Origin of the sequence: Pseudomonas sp. 22072 (genome assembly GCF_052046095.1) — a bacterium.
Classification (GTDB): Bacteria; Pseudomonadota; Gammaproteobacteria; order Pseudomonadales; family Pseudomonadaceae; genus Aquipseudomonas; species Aquipseudomonas paracarnis.
Window position 1 is genome coordinate 23,306 of record NZ_JBQEQE010000017.1, and the last position, 18,033, is coordinate 41,338.

At 59.0% G+C, this 18,033-nt stretch carries 19 protein-coding genes and 1 pseudogene; 6 read left to right on the plus strand and 14 right to left on the minus strand.

Annotated elements, in window-relative coordinates; genetic code table 11:
• Positions 1–1,047: 1,047 nt before the first annotated feature.
• A pseudogene (locus ACTJLA_RS17935) lies at positions 1,048–1,194 on the plus strand (HAMP domain-containing protein); the annotation flags it as partial.
• Positions 1,195–1,296: 102 nt separating this feature from the next.
• Entirely contained in the window at positions 1,297–2,052 is a 756-nt protein-coding gene (locus ACTJLA_RS17940) for a methyl-accepting chemotaxis protein (RefSeq protein ID WP_370694801.1), read from the plus strand.
• Between the two features lie 249 nt (positions 2,053–2,301).
• On the opposite strand, the gene ACTJLA_RS17945 is transcribed toward ACTJLA_RS17940, so the two are convergent.
• The 4 genes from ACTJLA_RS17945 to ACTJLA_RS17960 are packed head-to-tail and all read right to left on the minus strand — an operon-like array spanning position 2,302 to position 4,893.
• Entirely contained in the window at positions 2,302–3,615 is a 1,314-nt protein-coding gene (locus tag ACTJLA_RS17945; RefSeq protein ID WP_054898804.1) for a sensor histidine kinase, read from the minus strand.
• On the minus strand, positions 3,612–4,280 hold the full coding sequence (locus ACTJLA_RS17950) for a response regulator transcription factor (protein ID WP_034135263.1): 669 nt from the start codon (positions 4,278–4,280) through the stop codon (positions 3,612–3,614). Before ACTJLA_RS17950 ends, ACTJLA_RS17945 begins: the two co-directional genes overlap by 4 nt.
• Entirely contained in the window at positions 4,280–4,591 is a 312-nt protein-coding gene (locus ACTJLA_RS17955; protein ID WP_003190266.1) for a PepSY domain-containing protein, read from the minus strand. The genes ACTJLA_RS17950 and ACTJLA_RS17955 overlap by 1 nt, the downstream gene beginning before the upstream one ends.
• Positions 4,591–4,893, minus strand: a complete 303-nt coding sequence (locus ACTJLA_RS17960; protein ID WP_034125808.1) for a PepSY domain-containing protein — start codon at positions 4,891–4,893, stop codon at positions 4,591–4,593. Before ACTJLA_RS17960 ends, ACTJLA_RS17955 begins: the two co-directional genes overlap by 1 nt.
• Positions 4,894–5,051: 158 nt before the next feature.
• On the opposite strand from ACTJLA_RS17960, the gene ACTJLA_RS17965 reads away from it, so the two are divergent.
• Entirely contained in the window at positions 5,052–6,131 is a 1,080-nt protein-coding gene (locus ACTJLA_RS17965) for a hypothetical protein (protein ID WP_054922297.1), read from the plus strand.
• Positions 6,132–6,498: 367 nt separating this feature from the next.
• A complete protein-coding gene (locus ACTJLA_RS17970; RefSeq protein WP_440841770.1) occupies positions 6,499–7,686 on the plus strand; it encodes a tyrosine-type recombinase/integrase in 1,188 nt (395 codons plus the stop codon).
• 1 nt (position 7,687) lies between these two features.
• Here ACTJLA_RS17970 and ACTJLA_RS17975 read toward each other — a convergent pair whose 3' ends face one another.
• Complete coding sequence (locus tag ACTJLA_RS17975; protein ID WP_440841772.1) at positions 7,688–8,044, minus strand: hypothetical protein; 357 nt, start codon at positions 8,042–8,044, stop codon at positions 7,688–7,690.
• Between the two features lie 152 nt (positions 8,045–8,196).
• Here ACTJLA_RS17975 and ACTJLA_RS17980 point away from each other — a divergent pair, with 152 nt between their 5' ends.
• Positions 8,197–8,556, plus strand: coding sequence for a hypothetical protein (locus ACTJLA_RS17980; RefSeq protein WP_181125677.1), 360 nt, complete (start codon positions 8,197–8,199; stop codon positions 8,554–8,556).
• Here ACTJLA_RS17980 and ACTJLA_RS17985 read toward each other — a convergent pair.
• Positions 8,548–8,757 (minus strand): hypothetical protein, encoded by a 210-nt coding sequence (locus tag ACTJLA_RS17985; RefSeq protein ID WP_440841773.1) that lies wholly within the window; start codon positions 8,755–8,757, stop codon positions 8,548–8,550. The genes ACTJLA_RS17980 and ACTJLA_RS17985 overlap by 9 nt on opposite strands.
• Positions 8,758–8,840: 83 nt before the next feature.
• Between ACTJLA_RS17985 and ACTJLA_RS17990 the strand changes: the two genes are divergently transcribed.
• On the plus strand, positions 8,841–9,527 hold the full coding sequence (locus ACTJLA_RS17990; protein ID WP_440841775.1) for an SOS response-associated peptidase family protein: 687 nt from the start codon (positions 8,841–8,843) through the stop codon (positions 9,525–9,527).
• Here ACTJLA_RS17990 and ACTJLA_RS17995 read toward each other — a convergent pair.
• The 8 genes from ACTJLA_RS17995 to ACTJLA_RS18030 all read right to left on the minus strand — a co-directional run bounded on the left by ACTJLA_RS17995 (position 9,514) and on the right by ACTJLA_RS18030 (position 17,931).
• Entirely contained in the window at positions 9,514–10,029 is a 516-nt protein-coding gene (locus tag ACTJLA_RS17995) for a lysis system i-spanin subunit Rz (RefSeq protein ID WP_440841777.1), read from the minus strand. The genes ACTJLA_RS17990 and ACTJLA_RS17995 overlap by 14 nt on opposite strands.
• On the minus strand, positions 10,026–10,451 hold the full coding sequence (locus ACTJLA_RS18000; RefSeq protein ID WP_440841779.1) for a structural protein: 426 nt from the start codon (positions 10,449–10,451) through the stop codon (positions 10,026–10,028). The genes ACTJLA_RS17995 and ACTJLA_RS18000 overlap by 4 nt, the downstream gene beginning before the upstream one ends.
• A gap of 43 nt (positions 10,452–10,494) precedes the next feature.
• Positions 10,495–11,502, minus strand: a complete 1,008-nt coding sequence (locus tag ACTJLA_RS18005) for a hypothetical protein (protein ID WP_440841781.1) — start codon at positions 11,500–11,502, stop codon at positions 10,495–10,497.
• A gap of 28 nt (positions 11,503–11,530) precedes the next feature.
• Complete coding sequence (locus tag ACTJLA_RS18010) at positions 11,531–12,178, minus strand: hypothetical protein (protein WP_440841783.1); 648 nt, start codon at positions 12,176–12,178, stop codon at positions 11,531–11,533.
• A gap of 325 nt (positions 12,179–12,503) precedes the next feature.
• Positions 12,504–16,340 (minus strand): TipJ family phage tail tip protein, encoded by a 3,837-nt coding sequence (gpJ, locus tag ACTJLA_RS18015; RefSeq protein ID WP_440841785.1) that lies wholly within the window; start codon positions 16,338–16,340, stop codon positions 12,504–12,506.
• 60 nt (positions 16,341–16,400) lie between these two features.
• The gene (locus ACTJLA_RS18020) at positions 16,401–17,012 is read right to left on the minus strand and encodes a tail assembly protein (protein ID WP_440841787.1); all 612 of its coding nucleotides are present in this window, start codon (positions 17,010–17,012) and stop codon (positions 16,401–16,403) included.
• Positions 17,013–17,074: 62 nt separating this feature from the next.
• Positions 17,075–17,425: a hypothetical protein gene (locus ACTJLA_RS18025; protein WP_280089489.1), complete on the minus strand. Its 351-nt coding sequence runs from the start codon at positions 17,423–17,425 to the stop codon at positions 17,075–17,077.
• An 83-nt stretch (positions 17,426–17,508) separates the two neighbouring features.
• On the minus strand, positions 17,509–17,931 hold the full coding sequence (locus ACTJLA_RS18030) for a hypothetical protein (protein WP_280089488.1): 423 nt from the start codon (positions 17,929–17,931) through the stop codon (positions 17,509–17,511).
• Between the last annotated feature and the right edge of the window lie 102 nt (positions 17,932–18,033).

An 18,033-nucleotide genomic window follows, 5' to 3' on the forward strand; every position in this document is an offset into this window, starting at 1 on the left:
TATCGCATGGCGCAGAGCTCGCAGCAGGTCAAGGCGTCCAGCATGCAGATGCTCGACGAAGCTGCCCAGTCGCGCATCGAGGCCCAAGGCGAAGTGCAAGCGCTGGGCATTCGCCAGCAGTTCATGGATGCTTACCAGTACGGCCATGGCTTTTCCCGCCAGGTGTTGTTTTTGCGCGAGCAGGCCGAGAAGCGCTTTCTCGATGCCTTCGACACCCGTGAAGACCTGACGCGCCAGGTCAAGGCCGCCCTGCAGGCCAACCCCGACCTGCTCGGCCTGTCCCTGGTGTTCGAAGCCAATGCGCTGGACGGCAAGGACGAACTGTTCGCCAACCAGGCGGAACTGGGCAGCAATGACAAAGGCCGTTTCGCGCTGTACTGGTCGCAACCGACACCGGGGAAAATCACCTCGATGGCGCTGCCCGAGAGCGACATGGCCGACACCTCCATCGGCCCCAGCGGCGAAAAGGCCAACGCCTGGTTCACCTGCCCGCGCACGACTCTCAAGCCCTGCGTGATCGAGCCCTACTTCTATGTGATCGACGGCCAGAACGTGCTGATGACCAGCATCGTGTTCCCGCTGATGGTCAATGGCAAAGTCATCGCCTCGCTGTCGGTGGATATCAACCTCAACAGCCTGCAGGCGGTCAGCCAACAGGCCAGCCAGAAACTGTACGACGGCCAGACCCAGGTCAGCATCCTCAGCGCCACTGGCTTATTGGCTGGCTACAGCCCGGATGCCAGCAAACTCAGCCAACGCCTGGAGCAGGTCGACCCGGCCAGCGGCGCACAGCTGACCAGTGCCTTGGCCAGCAGTACCCAGACCCGCAGCCTGCGCACCGACCACCAACTCAAGGTACTGGCGCCTTTTGCGCCGATTCCCGGCGGTAAGGCGTGGGGCGTATTGCTGGATGTACCGGAAAAAGTCCTGGTCGCCCCCGCCGAAGCGCTGAAAAACCAGCTGGACGCCGACAACGCCAAAGGCACCCTGCTGGAACTGGGCCTGGGCCTGCTGGCCGCCGTGGTCGGCTTGATCCTGGTGTGGCTGATGGCACGCAGCGTGACCCGGCCAATCCTCGGCGTGGCGCACATGCTTGAGGATATCGCCAGCGGCGAAGGCGACCTGACCCGGCGCCTGGCCTATGCCAAACAGGACGAACTGGGCCAATTGGCCGGCTGGTTCAACCGTTTCCTCGACAAGCTGCAGCCGATCATTGCCGAGGTCAAACGCTCGGTGCAGGACGCTCGCGGCACCGCCGACCAGTCCGCCGCTATTGCCACGCAAACCAGCGCCGGCATGGAGCAGCAGTACCGTCAGGTGGATCAGGTGGCCACCGCATCCCACGAAATGAGCGCCACCGCCCAGGACGTGGCCCGCAGCGCCGCCCAGGCGGCCCAAGCCGCCCGAGATGCCGACCAGGCGACTCGTCAAGGCTTGACGGTTATCGACCGCACCACCGCCAACATTGGCGAGCTCGCCGCCGACATGAGCACCGCTATGACCCAAGTTGAAGGCTTGGCCGCCAACAGCGAACAGATCGGCTCGGTGCTCGAAGTGATTCGCGGCATCGCCGAGCAGACCAACCTGTTGGCGCTCAACGCCGCCATCGAAGCCGCTCGCGCCGGTGAAGCCGGCCGCGGTTTTGCCGTGGTCGCCGACGAAGTGCGCAACCTGGCACGGCGCACCCAGGAATCGGTGGAAGAAACCCGCCTGGTGATCGAACAATTGCAAACCGGTACCAGCGATGTGGTCGGTTCCATGGGCAACAGCTATCGCCAGGCCCAGGGCAGCGTCGAACAGGTCGGCCAGGCCGTCACCGCCTTGCGCCAGATTGGCGATGCGGTCACGGTGATCAGCGACATGAACCTGCAAATCGCCAGCGCCGCGGAAGAGCAAAGCGCCGTGGCCGAAGAGATCAACAGCAACGTGGCGACCATTCGCGATGTGACCGAATCGTTGTCGGAGCAGGCCAATGAATCGGCGCGGGTCAGCCAGGCGTTGAACAGCCTGGCGAACCAGCAGCAGGGGTTGATGGATCAGTTCAGGGTCTGAATGTAGCTAGGCTTTTCTGTGGGACCCTGCCCCAATGCCAGTCCGTTAAGGGCTTTTTGTAGGAGCGAGCTTGCTCGCGAAAAACTCACAGGCGCCGCGTTCATTCAGCAAGCACTCGTTGACGTNGTTTTTCGCGAGCAAGCTCGCTCCTACAGTAGGCGATGCAGACACCTCGGTATTCCAGGTAAACCGAGTCGATGCGATCGCAGGCAAGCCAGCTCCCACATTTTGAGCAGCGGTGTGCCAGTGTCAGCGGCGTGGCAACTGGATCAATACCTGGAGCCCACCCAGCTCACTCTCCTGCAGTTGCAACACCCCACCCCACACCTCAACAATGTCGCGCACGATCCCCAAACCCAGGCCATGGCCAACCCTTTGCTCATCCAGGCGTGCGCCACGGCTGAACACTTGGTCGCGCTGGGCCTCGGGAATGCCGGGGCCGTCGTCTTCCACCGCCAGCCGATAGCCCTGGGGCGTCTCGCTGACGCTCAGGCGTACCTCGGCGTCCGCCCATTTACAGGCGTTGTCCAACAGATTGCCCAGCAGTTCCAGCAAGTCTTCACGGTCCCAGGGCAGTTGCAGGCCCGGCGCCACCTGATAGCTGAGGTCCAGGTGTTCGCCGTGGATCATGCGCAGGGTGGCCAGTAAACCGGGCAGCTCTTGTTCACAGTCAAACAACGCGCCCGGCAAGGCATCGCCCGCCAGGCGCGCACGGTTGAGTTCACGGTTGAGGCGCTGCTGCACCTGCTCCAATTGCTCGCGCAGCAACTGGCTCAGTTGCGGATGATCCTTGAGGGCGTCACTGGAGGCGGCGCTCAACAACACTGCCAGCGGGGTTTTCAGCGCATGCCCCAGGTTGCCGAGGGCGTTGCGAGAGCGCTTGAGGCTGTCTTCGGTGTGCGCCAACAGGTGGTTGATCTGCGCCACCAGGGGCTCCAGCTCAAGCGGCACTTGGGTGTCGAGTTGCGAGCGTTGGCCTTGTTGCAGTTGGGCGATCTGGTTGCGTGCGGTCTCCAGGGGGCGCAGGGCACGGCGCACGGTGACCCGTTGCAGGATCAGCACCAACAGCAGCGCCGCCAGCCCCATCACCAGGCCGACCTGGCGCATCAGGCGAAAGCTTTCGCGCACAGGCGTGTAGTCCTGGGCCACGCTGATGGAAATCGATTGGCCGAAGCGCTTGTAGTCCGAGCGCAGCACCAACAGTTGCTGGCCTTCGGGCCCCAGTTGCAGGTTGCCCTTGAGCCCCGCCACCGGGAGCCGGGGCAGTTCCTGGTCCCACAATGAACGGGAGCGCCAATGCACATCGGCAAAGTCGATACGAAAGTAATGCCCGGAAAACGGCCGCTGGTACGCCGGCGACAGGCGTTGCTCATCCAACTGCACGCCGTTGGGCCCACGCACCAGCGCCACCAGCAGGTTTTCGCTGTCGTTGCGCAAGCCCGCTTCAAGGTAGCGTTGCAAACCCGCCTCGAACAACCACAGGCTGGTTTGCGCCAGCACCACGCCGACAATCACCATCACGCTGATCAACCCCAGGCTCAAGCGCCGCTGGATCGACCTCATGCCGGGGTGGCGCCGAAACGGTAGCCCTGGCCACGCCGGGTCTCGATCACGCTGCGGCCCAATTTGCGTCGCAGGTGGTTGACGTGCACCTCAAGTACATTTGAGTCGCGCTCGGTCTCACCGTCATACAAGTGTTCGGCCAGGTGGCTTTTGGACAGGATCTGTTCGGGATGCAGCATGAAATAGCGCAACAAGCGAAACTCGGCAGCCGTCAATTGGATCTCGGCGCCGTCGCGTAGCACGCACTGGCGCCCTTCATCCAAATGCAGACCGGCAGCTTGCAGGGTGGGCTGGTTCGTCTGGCCGTGGGAGCGGCGCAGCAGCGACTGGATGCGCAGGTACAGCTCTTCAGGGTGAAAGGGTTTGCTCAGGTAATCATCGGCGCCGGCCTTGAGCCCTTCGATACGCTCGGCCCAGGAATCGCGGGCGGTAAGGATCAGCACCGGGATGGCCAACGCGGCGGCGCGCCATTGCGCCAGCACTTCAAGCCCGGGTAAACCGGGCAAGCCAAGGTCGAGGATGATCAAGTCATACGGCTCGCTGCGTCCCTGATACACGGCGTCGCGGCCATCGGCCAGCCAGTCGACCGCGTAGCCCTGGCGCTGCAGGCCGGCCATCAGTTCGTCGGCCAGGGGCACGTTGTCTTCCACCAGGAGCAGGCGCATCAGTCTTCCTCATCTTTGATCAGGTCGCCATTGGTGGCATCCAGCTTGATCTCGCGCACCACGCCCTCGGTGGTCACCAGTTCCACTTCATAGGCGTATTGCCCGTGTTTCTTTTCCAGTTCGGCTTCCAGCAGCCGTGAGCCGGGGTATCGCGCCATGGCCTGCTGCAACAGCTGTTCCAATGGCAGGATGACGCCTTGTTGGCGCAGGGCCAGGGCTTCGTCCTGGTTGAGGTCGCGGGCCGCCAGGCTGGAACAGAACACCATGAGCACCAGCGCCACGCGACTGCCGACGCGTAAATTTACCTTCATTACGTATCCTGATGATTCTTGAGAACCTGCCCGGTGAGCGCGTTCAATTCAACGTCCCATTCAATGCCGTCTGCATCTCGTAGCTCGACTTCATAGACGTACTTGCCGTATTCCTCATCCAAATCGGTGTCCAGCAGCGTCGAACCAGGGTGAAGGGCCAGGGCCGTAGCTTCCAGTTGATCGAAAGCGACAATTGTAACAGTGGCCGGCACGATCAGTGGCTTGTCGGGGTCCACGGCGGCGGCCGGGGTCGCCGTAACGAGGATGATAGCGGCGGCGCCCAGGGCAGTGAGGCGCTTCATGATAAGTCTCCGTTACATGATGTTTTCCTACGCCGGCCACGGTACGCGCTGCAACTTAACTGAAACTGAATTGCCACCATGGCAATTCCAGTCGAGCCATTTTTCCCACTGCCTGCGAGATTTCCTATACTGCCCCGCTCGCCTCAACAGAGACCGGTATGACAGCCATCCATATCAAGTTCCCGGCCTTGACACTCAAGGCCGGTAAACGCGCCATCACCCGCATTCGCGAGCAGGGCCTTGCGCCTGCCGACGTCGGCATCCTCCCCGGGGCGGCTGGCGGCCCCAAGGCCCTGGGTATCCAAGGGCTCGACCTGGCGCTGTTCGGTGATTGGTTGCCCCGTGCGCCGCGCGAGCGTGCGCTGATCGGCGCGTCCATTGGCTCCTGGCGGTTTGCCAGCGCCTGCCTGCCCGACCCGGTGCAAGGTTTGCTCGACCTGGGCCGGCTGTACAACGAGCAGCGCTTTGCCAAAGGCGTGACCATGGCGCAAGTCAGCCAGAGCTGCCAACGCATGCTCGACGACCTGCTGGCCGGGCGCGATGCGCGGGTGCTGGACAACCCCGACTATCGGCTGAACATCATGGTGGTAAAGAGCCACGGCTTGCTCGCCGATGACCACCGTGGGCGGCTGGGGCTGGGCCTGTCGTCGGTGATTGCCGATAACCTGCGGGGCCGCGCACGGCTGTCGCGGCATTTCGAGCGGCTGATCATCCACGACCCGCGCCAGGCGCCACCGGTACACCCCCTGAAAGATTTCCCCTCGCGCTTTCTCACCCTGGACGTGGGCAACCTGCGCCAGGCGTTGCTCGCGTCCGGGTCGATCCCCATGGTCATGCAAGGCGTACGCGACCTGCCTGGGGCCGGGGCCGGCACCTACCGCGACGGCGGCCTGCTGGACTACCACCTCGACCTGCCCTACCACGGCGATGACATCGTGCTGTACCCGCACTTTACCGACCGGGTCATCCCCGGCTGGTTCGACAAGGGCCTGCCATGGCGACGCAGCAACCAGCAAGGCTTGCAGGATGTGTTACTGCTGGCGCCGTCCAGGGACTACCTGGCCCGCCTGCCCCACGGCAAGCTGCCAGACCGCAGCGACTTCAAGCGCTTTATGGGCGATGACCCTGGTCGCAACAAATATTGGCAAGCTGCCATGAGCGAGAGCCAACGGCTGGGGGATGAGTTTTTGGCATTGGCGGATAACGGCAAGCTCGGCGACCGTTTGCTAGCCCTTTAAGTGTAGGAGCGAGCTTGCTCGCGAAGGTCGTCAACGATAACGCAGGGTGCCTGGACTAACGCGGCGCCCTTGGGTTTTTCGCGAGCAAGCTTGCTCCTACAACATGAGGGGCGGTATGCGCAGAGGTTGATCAAGCTGTTAAACTCGCCGCCTGCCAGACACCTGACCGAGCTGAAAACACTGTGGAAATCTTCAAGAATTCCACGGTAGCCTCCCACCAAAAACCGCCTCGCATCACCATCTCAATGAACGCCCGCGAGTCTCAGCGCTAGGCGTATCACCGCGTACCGCTCAATACCTTCCCAATGCAAAACAGTTAGTACATTATCCAGTACATTGAAAATTGAACGCGTGGAGCAATGTACTAGTGGCACTCACGGACACGGCAGCGAAGCAGGCAAAGCCCAGGGAAACTGGATACACCATCCCCGACTCGCTCGGCCTTTCACTCTATGTGGCTCCAAGCGGTGTAAAGAGTTGGCATTTTCGATTTACATGGCTTGGAAAGCAGGTGCGCATCTCGATCGGGACTTACCCGGAGACCGGCCTTAAGGAAGCGCGCGCACGGAGAGACGAGGCGCGAGGGGACGTCGCGAATGGAGTAGATCCGCGCGATTCAAGAAGGGAAAAGAAAGCCGGGATGATCGCGGCAGGCGGGCAAACCTTCCGTCGTGTCTATGACGAATGGCTGGCGTTCAGGAAGGGGAGCATTTCGCCGGGCACTTACAGGGTGATCAGCAATGCCATGGCGCTGGACGTTCTGCCTACGCTTGGCGATCGTCAGATCGACGCTATCAAGCGAGCCGATGTTATTGCGCTGATTCGCCGGGTGGAAAAGCGGGGATCGGTAGCCACTGCCGTGAAGGTCCGTCAGCGCATGAGCCAGGTGTTCAGCTATGCCATCGCTACTGGCGTCATTGAGGCGAATCCCACCGCCGAGATGCACGCCGTGACCGAGAAGATGGGCCAGCACAAGCCGCACCCATTCCTTCCGTTCAGTGAAATGCCCAGGATTATGGTGGCGATCCGCGACTGCGCCTCAGGCCAACAGCTGAAAGCCGCGCTGATGCTGATGATCTACACCGCTTCTCGTCCGGGCGAGGTCCGACACGCCGAATGGTCGGAAATCGATCTGGACGCCGCGATATGGACCACGCCTGCCGCGAAAATGAAGATGCGGAGGGATCACACAGTCCCGCTATCGACACAGGCCATCGCCATACTCAAGAGTATGCTCCCCATCACCGGCGATAAGCGGTACGTGTTCATCAACCGCAACAGCACCACCGCACCGATCGGGACCAACTACGCCAACAACGTCATGGATTCCTGCGGGCTCACCGGCATCCAGTCACCACACGGGTTCCGTCACCTATTCTCCACCGAGATGAACGGACGCGGATACAACCGTGACTGGATTGAGAGACAGCTTGCTCACGCCGATAGTAGCTTCATCCGTGACGTGTATAACCACGCCACCTATATAGATCAGCGTCGAGGGATGATGCAGGAATGGGCCAACCTCGTTACACCAGAGGCCAAACCCGTAAAATAAACTACTTTACAGCTGTCGTTTCCCAATTCGAAAGCTCCAGTAAAACGGCGGCATCACCATCATTGTTCCAGATGTGAGTACCAGACCCCCAATATATGTACTGCCATGTAATTCCATCATGTACCTCGATTCGGTCTGCGCCCTTTCCGGTCCAGAGCGCGACCATCATCCCGGCCGTGACATCGATTTGAGGCAACCATTTTACATGACGATGAGCATTCGATATTCCGCCGTCACCAGCAAAAGTCGTGTCCATCACCATGTAGTGCGACAGATTGCAGTTCGCAAGCACCCTTAGGGAGACGTGCTCTTGATTGAGATTTCCACGATTGTTGACGCTGTCCACTTTTAGCTTCATCACGCGCTCCATCTAAAGATCTGAGCGTGTGACTGTAGAGCACGGAATACCAATATGCCATCACGTGGAGCCTGATGCAGTTCGTCGGCTCAAATCGCACCACGCTAAAACCTCCATTACTGTACGCACATACAGTACCCGAGATTCACGCTATGAACGTAGACATGGACACCGATGATTGGCTCGGCTGCCCCACTCCGCTGGAGATGTACCAGCACCAGTGCGCCATCCTCGTGGATGAGTTGGTGGAGACTGAGCGCATGCTGCGTCGAGCGCGGGCGAATATTGCCGGCCTGGTGCAGATGAATGATCTGCTGATGACAGGAAAGTCCGACGCAGAAGAAAAGCTCCGTTACGCCGAGGCAGAACTCAGCCGCTTAAATGTCGAATACTCGGAAAGAGGCAAAGAGATCATGAGCCTGAAGATGATCTCAAACCAGAACGAACACCTCCGCAGGGAGAACCAGCGATTGCTGCTCGAGCTTAGCGTTTACAAGCAGCCATTAGCCTAACTCGTCGGCATAGGCCGCAACTGCTTCCTCAGTCAGTTCGCGCCACTCACCTTCGTTGATCAGCCCCTGTTGTTTGAGGTCGTCAGCCAGGGCCAGTCGCGTTTCGTAGCGTTCTTCCGGTGTGGCCGATATGAAGGTTGGATCGTTACGCAGCGCAAACCACGCCTCCATTGCGCTCACCTGATCAATGTTGATCGCCATGACGAATACCTCGGGCCAGTGTCTACAGTGTAGAGATTGGCCGGGGACCGGCTGTTCATCGGCGCCGACGAGCGGAGATGCTTATGTGCGGGAGACTTTCGCAGTACCGGGGAATCCACGACTTCGTTGCAGCGTTGAGCATGCCCAATGCGCTTGCTAACTCCGTGGGCGATCAGCCGATTGAGCGGTACAACGTGGCGCCATCAACTGCGGTTGCGCTGCTGCACCTGCAGGGCGACCTGCTACACGCTGATCCAGTGCGCTGGGGCTGGCGACCACACTGGGCAAAAGACCGAGCAGCGCCGATCAATGCCCGCGTGGAGAAGGTGGCACACGGCCCGTTCTTCCGAGCGATCTGGCCGCACCGGGCCATCACACCTATCGACAACTGGTTTGAGTGGGTGGATGAAGGCGGCCCAAAAAAGCAGCCCTACCTCATCCGCCGGCGGGATGGTGCACCGATACTCTGCGCTGCCATTGGCCAACTGCCGGACGCTGATGAAGGACCGGGCGAGCATGATGGCTTCGTGATCATCACCGCCGACAGTGCCGGGGGCATGGTGGACATTCACGACCGCCGCCCGGTGGTGCTTACCCCGGACCTGGCGCGGGAATGGTTGGATCCTGCCACGCCCAAGGAGCGCGCCGAGCAGATGGTACTTCACCAGGGTGAACCGTCTGAGGTATTCGAGTGGTTCAAGGTCGACACGGCCGTGGGCAACGTGCGCAACAAAGGGCCCGAGCTGATTCAGCCGATCAGCGAGCGATAGCCCTGACGTACGCCTGGCACGCACGCAAGGCGATTATGGCGTTGTCCCCATCGTCGGTGATGGCGACAATTCGTTGCGCATGCGCTGGGTCAAGTTGGGCTCGACGGGCTGCATGAACCATCCCGACGGCGCCGGGGGCGGTAGGCACGTTGCAGCTACTGGCTGGATCCTCGGCAAGGAGGACTGACAGCCGGACATCAGCAGTAGCAAGCTGGTCACGCATGCGAGCCTGGTTGCGTTGAGCATCGGATAATTCCTTTGTATGTTGTTTGTCCTGGCCAGCGAGCTGCTGCTCCAGGGCCAGGCGCTTGCCCTGCTCGGCGCGGGCTTGGGCGGTGGCGGCATTACTGATCGCGGCAAGGTCATCCCCGTGCAGGACGGCCTGCTGGGCGAGCTTATTGCCCATCCGCCAGTCTTGAACCTGCCAGGTAACGCCCGCGGCACTGGCCATCAGCACCAGGATCAGCACCACCAGGCCGGCCAGCTTCTGTACCGACGTCATGCCAGCGCCCGCCGCACGCCTTCTGCCAACACCGCATCAGGGTAGGCATATCCGGCGTTCTCGTGATGGATGATGGCTTTGACGAAGCCAGCCATTACCACCGGGTTGACCAGGTCAATCTCGGCGCCAGGCCGGGTGCCGGTGTTCGCTTCGACCGCGCGCACGTACGCCGCAGTGTCGTTCTCTACCGACGGCGCCCACCGGCTGATGATCGCCTTCACAGTTTTCAGGCCATGTTTGCGCTGATAAGTCAGCAGGAGCTTGCCCAGGGCGCGGATACCATTCTCCGGCGTGTCGAACCTGGCGAAGCGCTTCTCTAAAGCAGGGTCTGGCTTCAGCTGGCCCTGCCACTGGTTGGCCGGGTTGTAATCGATGTTGCCGGGGTTGTTGTTGCGTACCCCGCGAGTTTCGGTGGTCGACATGCTTTTCTCCAGGCGTAAAAAAGCCCGCTCAGTTGGCGGGCTGCTATTCTTCGGTCGATCTGAGTGGCGGTGGTGTATCGACCTTGGGCATTTCAAGCCGCACATCGATCCAGCTATTCAGCGGGACATCCATTGGCGCCCCCCGACCCGGCACCATCTCTCCGTCATCGGTGAGCGTCCAGCGCTGTTTGAATAGGCGAATGATGACAGTGCCATCCTCTTCCTGATGGCTTTCGGTGATACCAAGCATTCGGCCACCATCTGGGGAGCTTGGGTCGTGGGTCCGCCAGCCTTCCAGTGCCAGGCCAAGGCTTCCGTTCACCCGGTACTCGCCCAAACCAAAGCGCTCAACGGTCACGCCCCGCGCCTCTTCGTTTGCTACGCCCCATTCACCGGCCGGCTCAAAGGATTGCTCCCCCAAATCCCGGCGCTCAGTCAGCGCGACATTGGCAATTCGCAGGATGGGTGAAGCCGCAGAAAGCGCACCGCCCGAACCTCGGGTGGTGTTGCCTGTGTGGTAAACGCTATAAGTCGGGCCGAACGTGCCGGCAGCTCCCGGAGTAGTCCTGAAGTATAGCGATCCAGTACCTTGCGACACCGGAATGAAAATCTGCGCCTCATACCCGGTGTTGTAAGGGATTCTAATGAGAGTGGAGTAGCTGAGCCCTGAAGACGATCCGTCGTTAAGGAACTTGTAAAAAGCTCCTGGCTGACCAGGCTCTGCCGGTCTGTCATATTGGTAAGCGTCACGAGCAACGCTAGAGAACATGCCGCTTGCAACGCCGGCAGGAATAAGTTGAGCTTCTTGGATACCTGAGTTCGCAGTTGAAGCAGTGCCCAGGCCTAAACCTTGTCGGGCGGTAATCTGCGTAGTCCCGCCCGTGCCGCCTTTTGCAACGGGTAGTGACCCAGGCAGCTGTCCGTTAGCCGGAGCACCAAGGGCAGTATAAAGCTCGCTCGAGTTGTCGTTATTTTTCTGGCTGGCAGTACGGAACGTATCGCCGCCCTGGCCTGTAGGCGCCGTACCGAGATTAATGCCTTGTCTTGCCATTGAATTAAACCCCTATACGAAATGAAAATTAAACAGCCAGCTTCCCAAATACCGCAGAGAGCGAAAAGTATGTTGGATTCGTCACGGTAGTAACGCTAAATCTGATAAGCCCGGCCGGGAAGTCATATCGCAGCCCCGTCCCTCTAGATTCATTGTTTCCCGCCATCATGGGCATCCTTGCATTATTGATCATCAAGTAATCACCTAGGGCGTAGTTGAGAGGAACCGAATACCAATTTGTTATTAGCCCTTGTCCGCTCTGCTCCGCGTGCGTAAATGTCCAGTTGTGCGCGACCCTTGTGAATACTGCCGCCTGAACAGCAGAGTCAAATATCTGCTTTCCATCCGCACCCCACATTCTTAGGCCATAAGTGGACAAAGGCTTGGATGAAAACGCAGCTACGAATATGTTTCCAGAGTGAACCTGCCCAGAGGTCACTGTGGCGCCGGTCCACGCCCCCGCCGATCCTTCAAGAAGAACGCCAAGCTGAATCAGCGAGCCATTATTTGGCGGCCTGATAAAAACAAGGGGCGGCTCCTGCGTGTCAACCACATTCTGAAAGACGACGGACGCGCCAGAGTTATAGGTTCCCTTATGAAAGACACACAACCTCGCATATTCAGAGTCTAGGGATATAGCGCCAGAATCATTTACCACTTGCAGTCCGTAACTCATCACGCCCACCTTGCAACAATGAGACGCATGGTTGCGGAAGAGAATGAATCGGAAGGACGAGCCTTGAGAAAATTCCTAACATAAACTTCGTTCGTGCCCATTTCGCACTCCAACTGCCTGTTAGATACGACCTGCGAGTTATCGTTATTGATCGGCAACAAAAAGCATATTGCGTTGTTTGTGGTGCACCCTGGCGCTGCAAACGTCCTAGTGCCCAGCGGTCCTGAGGCATAGGACACAAGTACGGACAGAACAATCCTATAAGTGGATATGCTTGTATCGAACTCAAGGGTGCCGTTAGGAGACCAAATTCTTAAGCCGGAACTCATTCTGTTTGGTCTCCTAACTGCAGTCTTTTGACGTTGTTTGCGTCCCAAAAGCGCAGAGATCTGTTCGTCATCATTGATCGCCCTTGACCAGGAGCTATACCGTTGATTTCGAAGGTTCCGTCGAAGAACAACTTCCAGCCTGTCTGCCCTGCGACGTAGTTGTTCGACTGGATGTAGCTACCTATCTTCGCGTTCGTTATCGTCCCGTCCTGGATGAATGCCGACTTGATGTAGGTTTCTGTCCCGTTCACCGCGAATGGCACGCTTGACCCTGCCGCCCCTACCGCACCGTTGTAGATTGCAAACTGGTCGGCTTGGATGACGAAGCGCGAAGTAACCTGACCGTTCGCCCCAGTCTCAATACCAAGTCCTACGCCGGTAGAGTAAGGCGACCCATTCACATCGAACTTGAATCGGAACGAGTAGGTGCCGGTGATCTTTCCGTTTACGTCTTGGTTGATGCTTGCTTGTTGCTGGAACTGCTGCGTGTGTCCGTTGACGGTTGTTTGCAGCTGAGTGGTCTGGCTTGCGGTGGCTGACGCCTGATCGGATACCGCCTTAATCTGCGTCTGTACGGTGGACTTGTTCCCATCAAAATCGGAGCGAAGAGCCGTTACTTGGCTGGTTGTAGCGGTCTGCTGGTTGACGAGCGCGGTAGTTGTCTCCTCATAGGTGGCGTAGTTTTTGATGACTTGAGCTTCGACAGTTTGAGTCAGCTTGCCTTGGGCGTAGTCACCATCGGTAATAGCAGACTGGATCGACCAAACGCCCGCATAGCCCTGGGTTCCGCCAGCCAGGTCATTCTCAGAACCAGCCATAGGCGCATTGATTTCAGCGTAAACGCCATCAATTCGCTGCGTCTGCGCGGTCAGCTTGTCATCGACGTTGGTTACTCGCTGATTCACTTGGGTAACGTTATTTGCCGTAGCCGCCAGGCCAGTTACAGGGTCATTTACCTTTGTCTGTAGCTGGTTAAGCTGGTCCTGAGTGGCAACCACCTTCCCATCGACTACGGTGATTTCCTGGTCAAGGTTATCAACCCGTATTGCCAAAGCGTTCGCATCAGTGAGGATATCGCCGACGTCTTTCCAGTTTGCGCTGGGCGGCTGAGAGCCACTGTTAGCCGCCAGGGCTTGGTACAGCTTGTTTCCCTGGCGAACAATGTCACCCTTGGCGTAAGCCTTTGCTGCGTCCCACAACAGCGCATCAACGTATGGCTTGATTTGCTCCTCTAGATCCTTTCTAAGCTGCTCATTTCGAGCGTTTACGGAGCCAGGCCCATCTCCGTCAATCAGATCGATGCGACCGTTAAGGGCTGGAGCCAACGATGATTCATCAATCTGCCCCTTGACCTGCTCAAGGAGCGGCCAAGCATCCGAAACAGACTGTCCCATCACTCCGTTTACGGTCGGATAGAAAGGGCCAATGTTCCCGGTACGATCCACCAGGCGCGCCCAGAAAAACAGTGTCGCCCCGGACAAAAGCGACTGCATACGGTAGTCGGCCTGCGGATATGCCAGGTCGGCCAGCTTCGTCGCCGCCTCCAGGTTGTTCGCAGGCCCATACCACAGCTCGGTCCGCTGGGTGTCCTCGGCGCCAGCAGGGAAGCCCCACTTGATGCTGATCCCGAACAGCTCGCCTTTAGTGGTAAGGGACGAAACTGCCGGCGGCAGGCCGGTCTTGCCTTCCAGGTTGGTCAGGCTAGAGCTTTTCCAGATCGACGAGATTTCGAAGGCGCTCACCGAACGCACGCGGGCCAGGTAGGCGCCCGAGTAGATGCCGGTGACGTCAACGCTCGTCGAGCCGGTACGCTGCACCTTGATCCAGTTGCCGCTGTCTTTGCGCCACTCCACGTCATAGGCAACGGCGCCAGCGACGGCTGGCCACGAGATGTTCATGGTGCTGATGGCAATGCCCTGATCTACCGCGTAACTCGACGTGAGCGTGACGCTGGCCGGCGGCGGTACAACGGTGATCGGGATAACGCTGATCGGGCGTTCTTCAAGGCGCGCACCGGTATCGATGTGCGCGAACTTGCTCGGATCGTACTGTACGGCCGAGATTTCGAACACGCCAGGCTCTGGCCGGGCCACGCTGACCACCCGGTAAAGCGGGACGGCCAGATCATCAGCATCCAGCGCCCACACAAGTTCCGGTTCAGGCACAACGGAGTAAGCCACGGTGACCGTAACTTCTCGCCCGTTGACCAGTTGCACGGTGCGGCCCTCGCACTTGCCGTCAGGCAGGTTGAGGATCAGTCGGTCGCCTGGCTTGGCTTGGGTATCGCGGTCCAGCTTGATGACCTTGCCGTTTACCGCCGATATACGCCCGCCAATGGCACGGCCGGCCAGCAGTTCGTCAGCAATCGGGATCACGTAGCCAGGCAGCGGGATACGGCCATCCAGGCCAACCTTGAAGGTTACGGCCCGATCCTTGGAGTTGGTCAGCAGCGCCCACTTGCCGCGGCGCTGGGCCTCGGATTCACGCGTGCAGCCGATAGCGCTGATCTCCAGCGGGTTATCGCCGTAGCGCCGCTGCAGCTTCTGATCGGTCACGGCGGTGACGTCAGTGTCGTAGTTGTTCAGCGGGTTGTCGTAGCTGACCAGCGCCCGGGTAAAGCGTGTGCGCTCTGAAGCGCTGGAATAGGTGAACTTGCCGTCGATGACGTTTGCCCGGGTGTAGGCAAAGTCGAAGTCCGTTGCCCGCGGCATATCCGCGAGGGTGAACACCTGGCCTTGGGCCCAGTAGGTCATGCCTCGGTAGATCGCCGAGATATCGCGCAACAGTGACCAGGCATCAACTTTGCTCTGCAGGTTCAAGTTGCAGATGAAGCGCGGCTCCTGGCCACCCTTCCCGTCCGGCACAAGCTGGTCGCAGTATTGCGCGATTCGGTACAGCTCCCACTTGTCCACCATCCACGGCTTGATGCGCCGGCCAAGGCCGAAGCGATCAATGGTGGTAATGCCGTAGGTAGCCCAGGTAGGGTTGTTGGTATAAACCTCCTTCAATGTCCCGTCCCAAATTCCGCTATATGTGCGCGAAACTGGGTCGTAGTTGCTTGGGACTGGCCACTTGCGAGCCTTACAGCCGACGGTTACCGCCGGAATGCTGCGAAACTGCTCGGCGGAAAACTCGATGAATAGGAGCGCGGTGTTTGGATAGCGGATCTTTGCGTCAATCACCTCGGTGAAACCGGCGATCTGCATGATGTCCGAAAACTTGCCCGGACTATTTTGGTTTACCGTCAACCGTGTTATGCGCATCAGCCAGCCGGTGGTGGACTTCGGCAAGTCAATTCGACGGGTACGCTCGTATAGGTTTGTTGTCTTCCCATCTACCGCCTCGTTCAAGACTTCCTGGTAAGCCCCGCCATCGGTTGCCAACTCGACTTTGTACTGAATGCGATAGCCGTTGATGTTGTTATTTGCATCGACGGACTGAAGCGCCGGCCAGGCAAACCGCACGCGCACAGCGGAAAGCTGAGTGTTGCTGATCGCTCTAACCCACGGGGTTCCGCTGCGCAGTTCGGTGTTGATAGTGGTCTCGTTCTCGACCGACGGGATCCCCTGGATATAGGTCTGGTCCACAGCCCCGGTGCGCCACTCCCATTTCACGTTCGGGAAGTTCATGTTGCCCTGGGGGTCTTGCAGCGGAGTGTTGTCGAGGTAGATGTCTCGGGCTGTCGGCGTGCCTTCGAACTCCCCCTCCCCTATAGCGATCAACATTTTGGCGATGGCAACGGAGCGAAGGCTGTCCGGGGCCTCAGTTGGCGTTTTTGGTTTCTCTTCGCCGCCCTTGGCGCCGTGGATGTCAATCTTGCGTGCTGCGCCCATGCTTTTCTCCAGGCAATAAAAAACCGCCTCATGGGGCGGCTGCGGTGCTTCAGGTATTGGCTACATCTGGTCTTCTGCGTAGATGGCGGCACTGATGATTGCCCCACCCCAGCGGCGCTCGCCGATGCACAGCGGTACCGGGTTTCCGGATGCAGTGGTGTTCTTCGCGCTGCCGAACGCGTAGCCCGGTGTGTTCTCGGGCGCGGCGCTGGTCTTGAGCCCGCCAGCCTGGGGGCTGAGCATTTGAATCACGCCACCCAGCACCATCGATCCGCCCATCATGACCAGAGCGGAACCGAAGGGCGCACCGGCACCGAACGTGCCGCCGGTGATGACAAGACCGACAACAATCAGCACAGCGCCGATGATGGTTTGCAGCGCTCCGCCGCGCTTACTGCCGGTGATGATCGGGGCAATTCGAATATCGCCGCCGCCCGCAAACCCAAGCTCCTTTTCTGCCAGGTTCGTCTTTCCTCGGAATACGGCAAACTCAATCCCTCGTGATTTGGCGTTCGACAGGAAGCGTTCAAATCCGGGGATCTGCACGCACAGCGCTTTTATCGCCTCTGCGGGCGAATTCACAGCCATGCGGAAAGACCGGCCAAACTGTCGAAGCTGACCGTAAAGCAGGATCGTGGTCATGGGCTGATAATTGATTGCGAGTGCTGCCATTGATTTTTCTCCGGACAATAAAAAAGCCCGCCGAAGCGAGCCTTTGATGGAAGTGGTGCGGGCTATAGGCAGCCTTGCAGTGCGGCCAATCGCTTATTCGCAATCCAGTTGGCGACCACCACGTAATACTTTGCTTCGGCCCCCGATCCTTTCGGCTGGATATCAACGAAGTATTGCGATCCCTCGGTGAATACCGTGTATCCGGTTTCACGGCCAGGCTGAAGGGTTGCGCCAGGCGTACCACCGAAGATTGACTGGTTCTGCCATTCGTACTGAACGCATTTGGCGAGCGCAGCATCAGGCTTCTTGGAGCTCATCACCTTGTAAGGTCCGCTTTGGCGCGCCTCATTCATCGTCGGTGCCATGCACCCCGCCAGCATCGCCACCGCCACCGCCGCTATCAAAATCCGCATGTCGTTCCCTCTTTGATTTGGCGGGACTGTAGAGCACTAGGGGCCAGAAGCAAAAAGCCCAGCGTCGGACGAGAAGCGCAGCTTCACAAGTCGTAGTAGTGAATGCCATTTTCGATACGCGGGGCTTTGATGTAACCACCCTCTTCAACCGTTTGGGCTCCAGAGCCGCTAGTTGAGCCTCCAAATGTCCCGCGAATGATAAGGCGACCTTCGTTGCCAACAGATCCGGTATGTTTACCGCCAAACTCAACTACCAATTCTGAATCAGAAGAAATGGTAACAGAGCCTAGATTTGTGCCAGAAACCACCATTTTGCTATCGCCAGATATAGATGTTGAGCCCTGATGTGCGCCATAAACCTCCACCATAGCCCCTTCAGAAATAGCTAAAGAACCTTGATGCGACCCGCTAATAACGAGCGTACACCCCTTCACGCTAATACTGCCTTGGAAGGAGTCGGCAATAACTTGATCCGCTGTGACGGTGAGGCTAGGTAGCTTTTGCATTAGCAGTGAATCCTTTCAATGAATTTGTATCGCTCACCATAGCATTTTCAAACCGCCCCAGGCGCGTCTCCCCTGTTCGCCCGAAATTGAATCCCTCCTACT

What these genes read in the sequence shown, in the direction of transcription:
- ACTJLA_RS17940 (WP_370694801.1), top strand. Translation starts at nt 1,297, where the DNA reads ATGGAGCAGCAGTACCGTCAGGTGGATCAGGTGGCCACCGCATCCCAC.
- ACTJLA_RS17945 (WP_054898804.1), bottom strand. Translation starts at nt 3,615, where the DNA reads ATGAGGTCGATCCAGCGGCGCTTGAGCCTGGGGTTGATCAGCGTGATG.
- ACTJLA_RS17950 (WP_034135263.1), bottom strand. Translation starts at nt 4,280, where the DNA reads ATGCGCCTGCTCCTGGTGGAAGACAACGTGCCCCTGGCCGACGAACTG.
- ACTJLA_RS17955 (WP_003190266.1), bottom strand. Translation starts at nt 4,591, where the DNA reads ATGAAGGTAAATTTACGCGTCGGCAGTCGCGTGGCGCTGGTGCTCATG.
- ACTJLA_RS17960 (WP_034125808.1), bottom strand. Translation starts at nt 4,893, where the DNA reads ATGAAGCGCCTCACTGCCCTGGGCGCCGCCGCTATCATCCTCGTTACG.
- ACTJLA_RS17965 (WP_054922297.1), top strand. Translation starts at nt 5,052, where the DNA reads ATGACAGCCATCCATATCAAGTTCCCGGCCTTGACACTCAAGGCCGGT.
- ACTJLA_RS17975 (WP_440841772.1), bottom strand. Translation starts at nt 8,044, where the DNA reads ATGAAGCTAAAAGTGGACAGCGTCAACAATCGTGGAAATCTCAATCAA.
- ACTJLA_RS17980 (WP_181125677.1), top strand. Translation starts at nt 8,197, where the DNA reads ATGAACGTAGACATGGACACCGATGATTGGCTCGGCTGCCCCACTCCG.
- ACTJLA_RS17985 (WP_440841773.1), bottom strand. Translation starts at nt 8,757, where the DNA reads ATGGCGATCAACATTGATCAGGTGAGCGCAATGGAGGCGTGGTTTGCG.
- ACTJLA_RS17990 (WP_440841775.1), top strand. Translation starts at nt 8,841, where the DNA reads ATGTGCGGGAGACTTTCGCAGTACCGGGGAATCCACGACTTCGTTGCA.
- ACTJLA_RS17995 (WP_440841777.1), bottom strand. Translation starts at nt 10,029, where the DNA reads ATGACGTCGGTACAGAAGCTGGCCGGCCTGGTGGTGCTGATCCTGGTG.
- ACTJLA_RS18000 (WP_440841779.1), bottom strand. Translation starts at nt 10,451, where the DNA reads ATGTCGACCACCGAAACTCGCGGGGTACGCAACAACAACCCCGGCAAC.
- ACTJLA_RS18005 (WP_440841781.1), bottom strand. Translation starts at nt 11,502, where the DNA reads ATGGCAAGACAAGGCATTAATCTCGGTACGGCGCCTACAGGCCAGGGC.
- ACTJLA_RS18010 (WP_440841783.1), bottom strand. Translation starts at nt 12,178, where the DNA reads ATGAGTTACGGACTGCAAGTGGTAAATGATTCTGGCGCTATATCCCTA.
- gpJ (WP_440841785.1), bottom strand. Translation starts at nt 16,340, where the DNA reads ATGGGCGCAGCACGCAAGATTGACATCCACGGCGCCAAGGGCGGCGAA.
- ACTJLA_RS18020 (WP_440841787.1), bottom strand. Translation starts at nt 17,012, where the DNA reads ATGGCAGCACTCGCAATCAATTATCAGCCCATGACCACGATCCTGCTT.
- ACTJLA_RS18025 (WP_280089489.1), bottom strand. Translation starts at nt 17,425, where the DNA reads ATGCGGATTTTGATAGCGGCGGTGGCGGTGGCGATGCTGGCGGGGTGC.
- ACTJLA_RS18030 (WP_280089488.1), bottom strand. Translation starts at nt 17,931, where the DNA reads ATGCAAAAGCTACCTAGCCTCACCGTCACAGCGGATCAAGTTATTGCC.